At 53.6% G+C, this 12365-nt stretch carries 13 protein-coding genes and 1 riboswitch; of the genes, 7 read left to right on the top strand and 6 right to left on the bottom strand.

Going from position 1 to position 12365, the window contains the following annotated elements:
- Window positions 1-193: 193 nt before the first annotated feature.
- Window positions 194-517, bottom strand: a complete 324-nt coding sequence (locus D8M41_RS10795) for a hypothetical protein (RefSeq protein WP_126927023.1) — start codon at window positions 515-517, stop codon at window positions 194-196.
- A gap of 209 nt (window positions 518-726) precedes the next feature.
- Here D8M41_RS10795 and D8M41_RS10790 point away from each other — a divergent pair, with 209 nt between their 5' ends.
- From D8M41_RS10790 to D8M41_RS10775, 4 genes are all read left to right on the top strand, one after another.
- The gene (locus D8M41_RS10790) at window positions 727-1422 is read left to right on the top strand and encodes a lytic transglycosylase domain-containing protein (protein WP_094758794.1); all 696 of its coding nucleotides are present in this window, start codon (window positions 727-729) and stop codon (window positions 1420-1422) included.
- Between the two features lie 120 nt (window positions 1423-1542).
- On the top strand, window positions 1543-1956 hold the full coding sequence (locus tag D8M41_RS10785) for an SMI1/KNR4 family protein (RefSeq protein ID WP_126927022.1): 414 nt from the start codon (window positions 1543-1545) through the stop codon (window positions 1954-1956).
- Between the two features lie 312 nt (window positions 1957-2268).
- Complete coding sequence (locus D8M41_RS10780) at window positions 2269-3051, top strand: helix-turn-helix transcriptional regulator (RefSeq protein ID WP_006889110.1); 783 nt, start codon at window positions 2269-2271, stop codon at window positions 3049-3051.
- An 87-nt stretch (window positions 3052-3138) separates the two neighbouring features.
- Window positions 3139-3573 (top strand): VOC family protein, encoded by a 435-nt coding sequence (locus D8M41_RS10775; RefSeq protein ID WP_006889086.1) that lies wholly within the window; start codon window positions 3139-3141, stop codon window positions 3571-3573.
- Between the two features lie 371 nt (window positions 3574-3944).
- On the opposite strand, the gene D8M41_RS11710 is transcribed toward D8M41_RS10775, so the two are convergent.
- The 3 genes from D8M41_RS11710 to D8M41_RS10770 all read right to left on the bottom strand — a co-directional run bounded on the left by D8M41_RS11710 (window position 3945) and on the right by D8M41_RS10770 (window position 7530).
- Window positions 3945-4082: a hypothetical protein gene (locus tag D8M41_RS11710; RefSeq protein WP_006889091.1), complete on the bottom strand. Its 138-nt coding sequence runs from the start codon at window positions 4080-4082 to the stop codon at window positions 3945-3947.
- 45 nt (window positions 4083-4127) lie between these two features.
- On the bottom strand, window positions 4128-4250 hold the full coding sequence (locus tag D8M41_RS12105; RefSeq protein WP_006889120.1) for a hypothetical protein: 123 nt from the start codon (window positions 4248-4250) through the stop codon (window positions 4128-4130).
- A 2083-nt stretch (window positions 4251-6333) separates the two neighbouring features.
- A complete protein-coding gene (locus D8M41_RS10770; RefSeq protein ID WP_006889117.1) occupies window positions 6334-7530 on the bottom strand; it encodes a cytochrome P450 in 1197 nt (398 codons plus the stop codon).
- Between the two features lie 345 nt (window positions 7531-7875).
- On the opposite strand from D8M41_RS10770, the gene D8M41_RS10765 reads away from it, so the two are divergent.
- Entirely contained in the window at window positions 7876-8004 is a 129-nt protein-coding gene (locus tag D8M41_RS10765) for a cell division protein FtsL (protein ID WP_232617579.1), read from the top strand.
- A 129-nt stretch (window positions 8005-8133) separates the two neighbouring features.
- Window positions 8134-8259: a hypothetical protein gene (locus D8M41_RS10760; RefSeq protein WP_006889090.1), complete on the top strand. Its 126-nt coding sequence runs from the start codon at window positions 8134-8136 to the stop codon at window positions 8257-8259.
- A gap of 86 nt (window positions 8260-8345) precedes the next feature.
- Here D8M41_RS10760 and D8M41_RS10755 read toward each other — a convergent pair whose 3' ends face one another.
- Together D8M41_RS10755 and D8M41_RS10750 are read right to left on the bottom strand one after the other, a co-directional pair.
- Window positions 8346-9827 carry a sugar porter family MFS transporter gene (locus D8M41_RS10755; protein ID WP_006889116.1) on the bottom strand — a complete coding sequence of 494 codons (1482 nt, stop codon included), beginning with the start codon at window positions 9825-9827 and terminating at the stop codon, window positions 8346-8348.
- A 96-nt stretch (window positions 9828-9923) separates the two neighbouring features.
- Window positions 9924-10925 carry an aldo/keto reductase gene (locus D8M41_RS10750; protein ID WP_006889108.1) on the bottom strand — a complete coding sequence of 334 codons (1002 nt, stop codon included), beginning with the start codon at window positions 10923-10925 and terminating at the stop codon, window positions 9924-9926.
- A gap of 300 nt (window positions 10926-11225) precedes the next feature.
- Window positions 11226-11335: riboswitch (SAM riboswitch) on the top strand.
- 80 nt (window positions 11336-11415) lie between these two features.
- Here D8M41_RS10750 and D8M41_RS10745 point away from each other — a divergent pair.
- Window positions 11416-12327: a methylenetetrahydrofolate reductase gene (locus tag D8M41_RS10745; RefSeq protein ID WP_126927021.1), complete on the top strand. Its 912-nt coding sequence runs from the start codon at window positions 11416-11418 to the stop codon at window positions 12325-12327.
- Window positions 12328-12365 lie beyond the last annotated feature (38 nt).

Below are 12365 nucleotides of genomic sequence, written 5' to 3'. Positions count from 1 at the left end.
CGGGGTTAGCTCATGGTGGGTACGGGAAAGAGTATTGTCCTGCTGGGGGTCCTGAGTTCGGGCCGGAGTTTCGGAGTAGGCAGAGCGCCTCGGGAGATTTCACGTGGGCCAAAAACTTCGTCCTCACCTAACAGGACAGGCAGTTCTGCCGATGCCTTCTGGGCAATAGCATCTGCGCCCTGCCCTGGCGTAGTCAGCAAGAGTTATTCGATGACAAAGTTGCCATGTTCAAAGATATTACCTGAGACACCAAATCATTTGTATCAAAAAATACGATTATTCGATACTTATCGCTGCTTCCGTCAACATCTGGCAGCCAGCAGACAGAAATATTCGAATTGCGATAGTTTGAAGCGTAATAATCTTGGTCAAAGAAATGTTTAACTTCAGCCCACTTCCCGCTAGGTAATTCAAATAGCTCTTTTAAGCAATTACTGTTTTTATCCAACACAAAATCATCTAATAATAGATCCAGTTCAATTGCTGATTTATGCTCTTTATCCTGAGAAGCTTCCATAATCCCTTTCCCTGATGGTGCGAATAATATGAGCATTTTCTTCTAGGGTTGCCCGTCTAAATTTTACCTGCGCACAACGGCCCGGTTGCCCACCGCCCGGTGCCGGTAACCAGCACCGGCACGCACCCCGTTCACCGTGAGGAGGCTCCGGCGATTAGCGCGTGTGGGCCGCGTCCGCTTCCGCGGCGGGGTGCGTTATTCTAGAAGGCATGGCGTCTGAAAAGTCGAGGGCGGGGTTCCTCACGAAGTTCGTGGCTGGTTTCATGGCTAACTGGCAGGTGATCGCGTCCGTTGTACTGCTCGGAGGCGGCGTGGTGGGGCTCGCGGCAACCTATGACGAGTACTGCCAGGTTACCGATCTGACCTATGCGCCCGCCGAGGTGCGTGAGGATCTGCTGCGGGGCGCATCCGCTACCGGGTACCGCCCGGGGATTCTTGCCGCGCAGCTTGAGACGGAGAGCCACTGGCAGGTGGGTGCCGTCTCCGACGCACAGGCGCAGGGTATCGCCCAGTTTACCGATGCCGCGTGGGCGCAGTGGGGTCAGGGCGGGGATCGGCGCGACCCGCACGATGCGATTGCTGCACAGTCCCGCTACCTGGTTGGGTTGAAGGAGCGTTTAGCTAAATACGCCGCGAATGATGATGAGCTGCTGGATCTGGTGCTGGCCGGGTATAACGCCGGGCCGGGCGCGGTTGAGGAGTATAAGGGCATCCCGCCGTACCCCGAGACGCAGAATTATGTGCAGAAGATCCGCAGCTTAGCGGACACTAAATACAAGCAGACCTGCACCCCTGACCGCCGGTTTAAACAGTCGCAGATTGTGCGTGCTGATGCACCGGCCCCTAGCTCGGCTGCTGCCACCCCGAATATATCCGCCCAGGCAGCGGGCCTGTACCGCAGATAACCAAGACGAAAATACCTTGGTGATTAAACCTTAAAGAAGCGGGCAGAGGAATATTTAAAATCGCAAAATGAGCAGCTAAACATGGGTACTTGTCTCAAGTTATAGCTGAAGGAGCATGATATGAAGGAAATATTTGAAAAATATAGACTCCCTAAAGCTTATATAGATTTCCTGTATAAAAACAAAGACGGGATTTCACAAGCGCTATTCAATGCAAAAGATTGTAAAAATTATGACGGAGGCGCATTTTATGACTTGTGGAATGAAGATATGCTTCTTGAGGAAACTTTTTCCGATGGCCCCAATTATCAAATCCCATTAAATATTATTGATGAGATAGTCATAGATTCTCATGAACCAAGTTTTTTCGATGAACAAATGGTTAAAAATATGTTTGCTATAGGTTTATCGGATTCTGGTTTTTTATGTTTTAATCCGCACGATAATTCTCTTTGTGTTTTGCATTCCGATGGTTTTCTCATGACGGTTGCCCCATCATTTGACTTTTTTATTAGTAATATAAAAATGCAGTGACCTCTCCCCTGCACAGCATGATGGTTACTCAGGGAACCACCCCGTAGCCCCCCGGATAACCCTCAAATATAATATAGAAACAGTGCTTCAAAGTAATCATTACCAATAATAAATAATCAGTAATTGGAGATTCAACCAAAGAAATAAACACTTCTTGATTTATATTATTTGAATACAGTATATTCGTAATATCTGGTGTATTTTTAATAGTATATAGCTTAGATAAGATAAATTTCTAGCATACTAATCTATGAGGGGATGAGTATACGGAGGAGCTCTGGAACTTGTCACATACTTGGGAAATAATTTTACATGGAAACTACTGCCGTCATACGTTATATTCGTGACCATATAAGGGACACGCCCAGCCTCACCAGCATTGCTAAAGCCTGCGGGTACAGCCCGTACTATCTCTCACGTCGGTTTAGGCAGGTGAGGGGATACACCATTAAGCAGTATGTTGAGGTGTTGAAAATTCAGTGCAGTATTGAGAGGCTTCTGGATCGTTCCTCGCCCGTTAGTACCGTAACAGCTAGCGCTATTACTGCCGGGTACAGTAGCTTAACGTCCTTCTCCCGCACCTTCAAACAGCATACGGGTAGCTCGCCTCGCGATTATCGCCGGGAGTCTTTTAAAGCCCGGAGTGTGCTCTTGGGGCTGTGCGGTCGCACCGCCCAGTTTGAGCACCGTCAAAGCGCCGTCACAACACCGCATCAGCTGACGGTGCGAGCCGTGTACCCACCAGATTACCGCAGCGATATTACGTTTATGGGGTTGTTTCCTACTGCGATTCCTAAAGGAGAGCCGGTTATTGGGGTGGCGGTGGTTGGTTCTGCGGAATACACCTTCACGAATATTCCACCCGGAACCTACTACCTGCTGGCGTGCGAGGTGCGTTTCGGGGTGCATCCGCTAAAGGCGCTGAGCCAGAATTACCGCGCTAAAGCAGACTCCTCAATAACATTTGATGCGGCAACAACACCTGAGCCGGTTCACCTGATGATGCGCCTGCCTCTGCCCGAAGACCCGCCTATCATCATGAATTTTCCGGTGTTGCTGGCACGTTACCTGCTGTCATCCCGTAAGAGTCAATAAGTGCGCAATTGAAGATAAGCAAAGGGCAGTGTGGCTTTGCTACCGTGAAATTATTGTCCCCATCATCCGAAATCAGGAGAATTTCACATGGCACAGATGAATGTTTATCTTTCAAACCACCACGGAACCACCCGTGAAGCTTTCGACTTCTATGAGGAGCTTTTTGGGGCGCAGCGAGATGGCCTTATCCGCTACCGGGACATGGCAGACGCGCTCAAGAGCGCTGGGATGTACAAGGAAGAATGGGGTGAGAAGATCGCTCACACCGCCTTAATGTTTAATAACATGACTCTCATGGGCTCAGATGTTATGAATGAGGAAGCACCCGAAGGCGCACCAGCAAGTTTTCTGGTCTATTCGGCTGATTCTGTGCCCGATGCGGATCGCGTTTTTGCAGCGCTGTCAGAGGGCGGAACCGTACTTTACCCGCTTGAGAAGCAGGTGTGGGAAGCATACGACGGGCGCTGCATCGACCGGTTCGGCACCGCCTGGGAAGTCATGTACGAAGGGCAGAACTTGTAGGGTTCACCCTCTCCTACTGCGGTGAGTACTGTTATTGTTCTTTCACTACAGCTTATTGAAACAACCAGGCAGCCGCAGATTCTCCACCATATAGCCAGTTTTACATTGTTTTTATTTTTCAGGGTAATAATTAAGTATTTATTGGAGCTGCCCTCCGATAATAAAGCCCCTCCCCTGTATTCCCCTGACGATCTAATAAATAGGTGCGCACATAAGAGCGGAAAGAGCGCATATTTCGGGTGCATTTTTTATCCCGAAATATGCGCTCTTACAATGTAGGATTACATACACAGAGGGTTCGGCACCGGATATTACTTCATTGAGTTACAGTGCCTGTGCCTCAAAGGTGAGGCACCTTCTTAAATGTAGGCTTAGGGGTAGTAGCCTGCATGGACAATCACGTTGGTGCGCCCAAAGAACAGGTCGCGGTACAGGCCGAAGAAGGAGAAGCCGTTCGTGGCCTCCTCAAACGAGCCAAGCTCGCAGATATCAGCATTGATGTACTGCATGGTAAAACTCCTATCCCTAGAATTTCCTTGCCAGGGTACGCCCTTTTACAGGGAGAACTGGAAGAAGAGACGGCCAGCAAAAATGTCACGGTAAGCCCCAAACCAGAGACCGCTCGTGGCCTCCTCAAACGAGCCAAGCTCGCGGATATCAGCATTGATGTACTGCATGTAGAGACTCCTATCTCTAGGGTGTTCCTAAGAGTGGTGTACTCTCAGGTCGGATTATCAATCCGATAGTCCCCATCCTAGGTGAGGTTAAATTTTTAATCCATAAGTTTTTAAAAAAATTTAAATTTTTTGTAAATAATTTCGTATGTAAAATTTCAGTTATGCACTTTTACTTATCAAGGAATATCGTAAACCCTTGCTATAGCAGAGAAATAAAGCCACATTCTCAATATCTGCTGCTCTCTAAAATACGCGCCACTGCGATATATAGTTTTATCAGTATATTAAATGCTCTTCGGGTACCATCATCGCCTGTAGTAGAATAGTGGGCGTGCTCGCTGTGAGAGCACCCACAAACTTGGGCTACCGCCCGCCTATGACGGACAGCAGCCCAAGTGTTTAGGTGTGCCTAGACATGTTGCTGAGAGATGCTAGCTAACCATTCTTTCTGCACAACATATCTAAGCGGGGTAGTCACCTACCTAGTGGGTGGCTACCACGCCTCGGTGGATGCACTGGCTGCGCACCCCACCTCACGGGCTGGAAGCTGAACTGAAGCTGACGAAACGGCTTAGGGCATACCGTCTGCCAAGTCTTCAATATCATCCACTAGACTCTGCTACCTAAAAGATCACTGTTGTTCTGGGGATTCTCTCTACTCTCCTTTCTAAACCTGTTCCCCTGCCTCTTGGGTCAACAGGGAAATATCGGTGATAACCAGAGACACCACTTTCCGGACTAGCGGTGTTTCCAGCGAATAGGGCCAATAGGTGCGTTCACCCGACCGCTTTGAGAACCTCGTTGCGGCCCCTTAGGGATACCAGGAACAGCAATTTATCCCCTCAGATCCCGCCCGTGCAGGGACACGGATGGGATGGGATCCCGCGGTTAACCCTATTCTTCTTGTTTCGGGGGTGAACACAGCACAGGCGGCGCCCTCCCCCGATCTTTATCTTGCGCCACCGGTGCGGTGCAGTAACCGTGTGAGCGGGTCGCTGTGCCTATGTGATGCGTGGTGTACATCGTTTCTCACCTCCCTTATCCTGCTGCTGGTTATTTACTGACGTTACTGGGCTGTACTAGTGCGGGCTATGGTCGTGTACTGGCGCGCCGTAAGCAGCAGGCGGGAGCAAGGGCATTATCAGCCGATTCTCTGCTGCAGGGTGGGATAGAATTCAGTGCCTTCCAGCTGCGGTGGCTATGCACCGAAAGGGGCTCTAGACTGGGGATTTTATATGCCCCGATCCGTCCCGTAAAGCTGCCTGCTTGGCCGTTGCTCATGCACGCTGCCTCGCGTGGGCAGTCGCTGCGAGTAGTTAACATGCCCAAAGGGGCAGCAGGTGTTTGGGGGCAGGCAGACAGGCAGGGGTTATTCCCTGTTACAGGCAGAAAAAATACGTGGGGAACCCATCTATGGAGTAAGAAGAGATGGTGGGCACGGCACAGGCTGTTGGGGTTTGGTTTTGTCAAGGTATTGAGATACACGAGAGCAACCCCTAACAACTGTTCTAGACACTATGACCGGAAGACTTTAAACCTCAACTTGAGGAACAGATTTTCCTAAACCCGCCATTCGACTGTAGAGGATATCTGCGCGATTAACCAAACCCAATGAGACAAATACCAGATTGTGAAAATTTTTCCATCACAGCACTAAAGAACATTCAAAAATATCAAAATACAAACTAGTGTTTAAATTTTACGGGTAAATATTTAAAATCTGATGGCGAATTATTGCTTGCGCAGTACAGTTTTCAGGCTGTTTAGCCGCTAAATTATTGGCCCCTAACCCCAATCTCGAAGGGAAAAACAACTTAGCATATTTGAAAACGACACTCAATACTCACTCTGTGGGTCAGGGTGAAAAATTAAAAAATATTAAAGAAAAAGTGCTCTATTTCTTAGATATTCGGTCTGCATCTGTCCACAATATGACACAGGTTTTTGAGTGGTACAGCCCAATCTGCACCACTGCGTCGCTGCCCTGGGGTGGCGTACAGTCATACGTCCTACGTAAGGAAGGTAAGGACGTGTAGCCCGCCCCCTTCGCAATTGGTCGAAAGCTGCTATGAGGCCCTAAACCCTACCCAAACACCACCCGGACCGTCGAGTAACCCGAGATCGGGTAGGTGGCGTTCTCGGTGGCGGGCACGTCAGACTCGTCACCAGGAACAATACTCTTGGTTGCCTTCAGTAGCTCCTCCATGAGCAGGCGCAACTCTAGGCGGGCCAGCGGGGCACCCGGGCAGACGTGAATACCGTCGCCATACACCAGGTTGCGGGATTGGTCACGGTGCGGGTTATAGGTGAGCGCATCCTCGAACGCGTCTTCGTCACGGTTGGCACTCGACCAGTTAATCGTCACCCGCGAATTCGCCGGAATAGTACGCCCACCCAGCACGGTGTCTTCGGTAGTCACGCGGCGGTTCGTCACTAGAGGGTCTTCAAGGCGCATAATCTCTTCAACCGCGGCGGCGACCTCCGCATGCCCCTCCCCCAGTGAGTCACGCAGCCGTGCCTGCTCCTGCGGGTTGCGCGCCAAAAAGTTCACGATAATCCCGGCGCACGCCGAAACGGTCGAAAGCTCACCCACCGTCCAGTTACGAATCAGGCTCACAATCTCTTCATCGGTCATGGTGCGCGGCTTGTGGCCGGGCAGCTGCACGGTGTCGGTCAGCAGCTCGGCGGTCACATCCTGCGGGTTCCCGGCGGCGGCCTGGTCGCGGCGCGCATCCAGAAGCTCACGAATATAGGTGTCAAACTCAAGGGCGACCTTGCCGATCTGCTCACGGTCACGGCGCAGCGTAGCCTCGCGGTTCTTCTCAATCCACTCGATCAGCGGCTTCTCAAGGCTCGCGGGCCAGCCCATGAACGCATTCTGAATGCGCATAGCATAAGCCTGCGCGAACCCGTCCATCACATTAACCTCGGTGCCGCGCGGCAGATCAGCCACCAGGTTCTTGACGACCTCACGAATTTTCGGCTCGAACTCCCTCAGACGTTCGGGGGTGAAGTATTTGTCATTCACGGCACGGAACGTTGTGTGCTCGGGCGCATCCATACCGTTCGGCACGGCAATATGCCTCGTCGAGACAACATTCGAGTAAATGTCGGGATGGTCGAGCACATGCTGCACATCAGCATTCTTGAACACGGAGTAGCCCATGAACTCGTCGTGCGCTACGGGGCAGCGGCGGCGCATCTCGTCGTAGGCGGCTACCTGGTTCTTCTGAACCTTCTCGCTGCGCAAATCCCAGTCATTTTTCTCGGTGTTGGTCACTTCTTTGCCCCTGATTCAGTTGTTATGTTTGGCTCATCGGGTGGGTGGATGCGCGCCACGGGTGTGTGCCGAGAGCCTGCGCGCGTTTGTTTCGGCGTAGTGCCGTCTTATTTGACGGTAGCACTTAACCGCCTGCCCCGCAGGATAGGGGTGCCTTTGCTGGGGTCAACAAAAACATAGAACTGTTGCTGGTTTAGTTCCTCAGGTAGTCACATGCTGTATGTTTACAGGTTTAATACATACGTGCTTTAAAGTTAGAAGTGCCCTTTCTGCAGGGTAATCCCACAGCCACTTTGCGAAGAATATCCTGTGGAGATTCCCGGGGCGGAAAGGCGGTGGGATACGATGTCTTTCTACGACTACGTAGAAACGGCCCAAGCGCTCTTGGTAAGTTTTGCCCTTACCGATGGAGCTGCTCAGACCGTCTCGTACATCATGAGCTTTGCTTCAAGCCTCATTAAGCTTCTGAAGTAGTGCTCTACCTACCAGGAAGACTCAGTAGTTGCCGCTGCTGAGTCTTCCGCTGTACGCAGGTAACTTTGCGAAGATATGTTAAGACTAACACAAGCCTTCCCTATCAATGCATCACCTTGAGTAGGCCATATGCCTGATATAAGCCCTGTAGAAGAATACGAAGAGCTACTTGATATTGAGGCTCTGCGTAAAGCCCGTGCCAAAGATGATGGTTACCGCATCTCTCTTGAAGACTTTCTACAACAGAATCCGTAAACCGTATCCAGCGGCCTTATTTATCCATGAGCAGGTGGATTTTGGTATGAGCTCCTACCTGCTCGCGAGCTAAGAGGGGGTGCCGTCTACCGAGTAGCCGCAAACGGGTAGGCTGCGCCCGAGATAACGCCCGCCTCCACGTCTTCCAGGGTTTTGCCGCGGGTCTCGGGCAGGTTACGCCACATGAGCACGGCAATCAGCACGTTCACCACCATGAACCCGAAGAACGATCCGGTCAGCCCCAGTGCACCCAGAATGACCGGGAACACGAGGGACAGCAGGCCGTTCATCATCCACCCGCAAAATGCGGAAAGACCCATGCCGACCGCCCGCACCCGAAGCGGGAACAGCTCGCTCATCAGCACCCATGTCGAAACGTTCAGGCAGGTCTGCATCGACCCCACGAACCCGACCACAAGCACCAGAATAATATAAGGGCGCGCGGGGCTGCCTTCCGGCAGGAGCATAGACGCCACCCCGATCAGCAGGTGGAAAAACGCGGTCAATGAATACCCCGTAATCACCATCGTGCGGCGGTTCACGCGTTCCATCATGCGCAGCGAAAAGATTGAGCCGACCACGGCGATAGCGCCCGGCGCGATATTCGCAATGAGCGCCGAGCCTTCGTCAAACCCGGCCTCTTTGAGCACCTTAATGCCGTAGTACATGATGGAGTTAATACCGGTGAGCTGCTGCCCGGCACCCACCAAAATACCGACCAGCAGAATCCGCACAAACCATTTTTCACGCAGGATTTTACCCGTGCTGCCCTTAGCCCCCGAGCCGATTTGGGTGCGGGTTTCCTCAAGTGAACGCGTGATGTCCGCAATTTCGGCGTCAGCACGTTCGGCGGGGCGGATGCGCCGCATAATGGCGCGCGCATCCTCGGTGCGCCCCTGGGCGATAAGCCAGCGTGGGGATTCGGGCATGCGCAGCATACCGATAAAAAGCGCGAGCGCAGGCAGGGCGCAGACGGCGAACATCCACCGCCATACACTGTCGTGTTCACCCCAGAGGTTGCCGATGATGGCATTCACGATGAACGCTGCGAGCTGCCCGCCGACGACCATGAGTTCGTTACGCCCGGAGAGTGAGCCGCGAATTTCATAGGGTGCAAGTTCGGCGAGGAATACAGGCACGACCGCGGATGCGCCTCCCACGGCGAGCCCGAGCATCGTGCGACCCATCAACAGTACAGCAATGCTGGGGGTAAAAACACATCCGAGCGCGCCCGCGATGAAGAGGATTGAGAGTCCGATGATGGTTTTGCGTCGCCCGATGGCATCTGAGATGCGCCCGGTGACCATGGCTCCGAGGGCGGCAGCGAAGGCGAGGGAGCCTGTGACCCAGCCTTGAATGGTGTTGTCCATGCCGAGTTCGCGGCTCATGGGGTCGAGGGCACCGTTGATAACGCCGGTGTCGTACCCGAAGAGGAGCCCGCCGAAGGTTGCCACCAGTGCGATAACGCCCAGGCGGCGGGTGTGTGCGCCCTGCCCGAGCGGGGGTAGTGTGCTGGCGCGGTTCGGCGGCTCAGTGGTGATGCTCATGCGGGTATTCTTGTCTCTCATGCGGTCGGGTGTTCTGCGTTTTTGTGTGGTGCAGGGGTTTAACGCTCGCCCCGGCGGCAGTATTCCCATTCAGCAATATCTGTGGTGAAGGTTGTGTTAGAAAAGCGCGATGCTCTCGGGGGCGGGGAAAATCTCGTTGAGCCGCGCCAGTTCGTCGTCGTTGAACCGCACACTTGCGGCCTGCGCGTTTGCGTGTACCTGGTCGGGGGTGGTTGCCCCGGCGATCACGCTGGCAACGGGGTTCTGCTGTTTGAGCCAAGAGATGGAGGCTTGAACCTCAGAGATCCCCAGATCGGCGCAGAATTCGCGGTAGGCATCGAGTTGTTCCCAATCGGCTTGCGCGAGTACCTGCGCTTTGGAGTGCGACAGGCGTGACCCTGCCGGGATGCTGTCGCGGAGGTATTTTCCGGTCAAAAGCCCGTTAGCGAGCGGGAAGTATGGGAGCACCCCGAGCCCGAAGTGGCGGGCGGCGGGCAGAATTTCGAGTTCGGCGCGGCGATCCAGCAGGTTGTAGTGGTTTTCGGCGGCGATAAACCGCTCAGTGCCGAGTTCGCGGGCGAGATGCTCGGCGTGGGCAAGCTGCCACCCCGCAAAGTTGGAGTGCCCCAGGTAACGAACCTTTCCGCTGGTCACAAGCGTATCAAGAGCAGACAGGGTCTCTTCCAGCGGGGTGTTCGGGTCGGGGCTGTGGTAGAAATACAGGTCAATGTACTCGGTTCCCAGACGGCGCAGTGAACCTTCGACGGCACGCATAATGTATCGGCGTGAGCCGCGCGCATCCCAATCATTGCCGTTGAGGGTACCGGTGGGAAGCCCAAATTTGGTGACGATGATCAGGTCATCGCGGTTGAGATTGAGTTCGCGCATCGCGGTACCGAACATGGTTTCTGACAGCCCGGGCTCGGCACCGTACAGGTCGGCAATATCGAAGAAGCCGATGCCCGCCTCAACTGCGGCGGCGATAACAGCGTTGGTGCCTTCCTGAGTTTGAGTGGGAGTGCCGGGGCGTCCCAGGTTGTTGCAGCCGATACCGACGGAGGGCACGACCAGCCCGGAGTTACCCAGGCGTGCATATGCGGGAGATTCGATGCGTTCCATACGTTTACTCTACCGTGTTTGACAGGACGTGGTCGCAACATGACGTACAAGGCACCCTGCAATTCTTTCGCGAGCAGATAGTTTTGTGACGATCAGATAACATTCCGCTATCTGCTCGTCGACATATTATCTACTCGCGGCCAAATCAGCCGAGGTGTCAATACGCTAGTCCACACTGCCGCGAACCTATATGACGTATTGTTTCGCCGAATCCCGCAATATTAAGCGGTTATGACCGTGCGACGACATGTGCCGACATATTCTTGCTGACACCGCGCATCCTGCCTAAAGTAGGAGTGTTATCTATCCAGAGCGACCGAGAGATCTGGCTCTTAGACGTCGCAGCAACCTCGCCAGCCTCCACCCCACGGGGTGGGCGGACAAGGTGCTCCCGCCAGAACCGATAGAAGTGAATTCCCTTCGCATTGTGCATAAAGAATTCGGCGTACCTTCGGGCACGCTTCTATCGGGTGAACACGAAGGAATGAAAATGACGACAGTTCACCCGGCTCTCTCCTACGAGCTGTATCCGCCACGGTCGCACGCAAGCTGCGAGTCCCTGCTCAAAACCATTGCCGAGCTTGAGCAAACCAACCCGGATTACGTGTCCGTCACCTATTCGGGCGATGCGCAGCGCCGCCAAAAGACGTTGGCTCTGCTCGATCACCTGGTGCATGAAACCTCGCTGAATCCGCTGGCGCATCTCATCTGTATGGGGCATTCCGTGGCCGATTTGGAACGCTCGGTTCGTCTGATTCTGGGGCTTGGTGTGCGCGGTTTCTTGGCGCTGCGCGGCGATATTCCGCCCGAAGACACGCGCCCGCTTGAGCTGCCTTTTGCCCGCTACCTGGTGGAACTGATTCGCAGGGTGGAACGTGAGGATTTCGCGCATCTTGCCGCGGGGAAGGTATCGATTGGGGTTGCGGCATACCCGCATAAACACCCCGAATCTTCCTCGCTTCTTCAAGACATTGAGATTCTGCTTTCAAAACAGCGTGCCGGGGCGGATTTCGCCATCACCCAGGTTTTCTTTGAGACCGAGCGCTATTCGGGGTTGGTGGATGCTGCGCACCTTGCCGGGGTTCAGATGCCCATTATCCCCGGTATTATGCCCGTTACCTCGCTGACTCGGCTGACGAAGCTGTGCGAGCTTGCCGGGCTTGAAGTACCGCGCGAGCTGGCACATCGTCTGGAAACCGCGAGCGATCCGCGCGAGATGCACCGCATCGGCGTGGAACATGCACTCGACCAATGTCGCAAGGTGCTTGATGCTGGCGCCCCCGGCCTGCATTTCTTCACATTTAACGAGCATGAGGCTGTGCTGGACGTCCTCGAAGAACTCGACGTTCCGCGCTACTCGAACCGTTTCAAACTCCCCCTGAGCGATCTTCAATACCTCTAAACTCCCCTTTTATTTGACCCCCTCCCACAGTAAGGAAC

Source organism: Rothia sp. HSID18069 (assembly GCF_003989155.1).
Lineage (GTDB): Bacteria > Actinomycetota > Actinomycetes > Actinomycetales > Micrococcaceae > Rothia > Rothia aeria.
Note: the sequence above shows the minus strand (reverse complement) of the source record. Positions and strands in the feature narration are given on the sequence as shown.

What these genes read in the sequence shown, in the direction of transcription:
- D8M41_RS10785 (WP_126927022.1), top strand. Translation starts at nt 1,543, where the DNA reads ATGAAGGAAATATTTGAAAAATATAGACTCCCTAAAGCTTATATAGAT.
- D8M41_RS10795 (WP_126927023.1), bottom strand. Translation starts at nt 517, where the DNA reads ATGGAAGCTTCTCAGGATAAAGAGCATAAATCAGCAATTGAACTGGAT.
- D8M41_RS10775 (WP_006889086.1), top strand. Translation starts at nt 3,139, where the DNA reads ATGGCACAGATGAATGTTTATCTTTCAAACCACCACGGAACCACCCGT.
- D8M41_RS10745 (WP_126927021.1), top strand. Translation starts at nt 11,416, where the DNA reads ATGACGACAGTTCACCCGGCTCTCTCCTACGAGCTGTATCCGCCACGG.
- D8M41_RS10780 (WP_006889110.1), top strand. Translation starts at nt 2,269, where the DNA reads ATGGAAACTACTGCCGTCATACGTTATATTCGTGACCATATAAGGGAC.
- D8M41_RS10760 (WP_006889090.1), top strand. Translation starts at nt 8,134, where the DNA reads ATGCCTGATATAAGCCCTGTAGAAGAATACGAAGAGCTACTTGATATT.
- D8M41_RS12105 (WP_006889120.1), bottom strand. Translation starts at nt 4,250, where the DNA reads ATGCAGTACATCAATGCTGATATCCGCGAGCTTGGCTCGTTTGAGGAG.
- D8M41_RS10755 (WP_006889116.1), bottom strand. Translation starts at nt 9,827, where the DNA reads ATGAGAGACAAGAATACCCGCATGAGCATCACCACTGAGCCGCCGAAC.
- D8M41_RS10750 (WP_006889108.1), bottom strand. Translation starts at nt 10,925, where the DNA reads ATGGAACGCATCGAATCTCCCGCATATGCACGCCTGGGTAACTCCGGG.
- D8M41_RS10765 (WP_232617579.1), top strand. Translation starts at nt 7,876, where the DNA reads ATGTCTTTCTACGACTACGTAGAAACGGCCCAAGCGCTCTTGGTAAGT.
- D8M41_RS11710 (WP_006889091.1), bottom strand. Translation starts at nt 4,082, where the DNA reads ATGCAGTACATCAATGCTGATATCTGCGAGCTTGGCTCGTTTGAGGAG.
- D8M41_RS10790 (WP_094758794.1), top strand. Translation starts at nt 727, where the DNA reads ATGGCGTCTGAAAAGTCGAGGGCGGGGTTCCTCACGAAGTTCGTGGCT.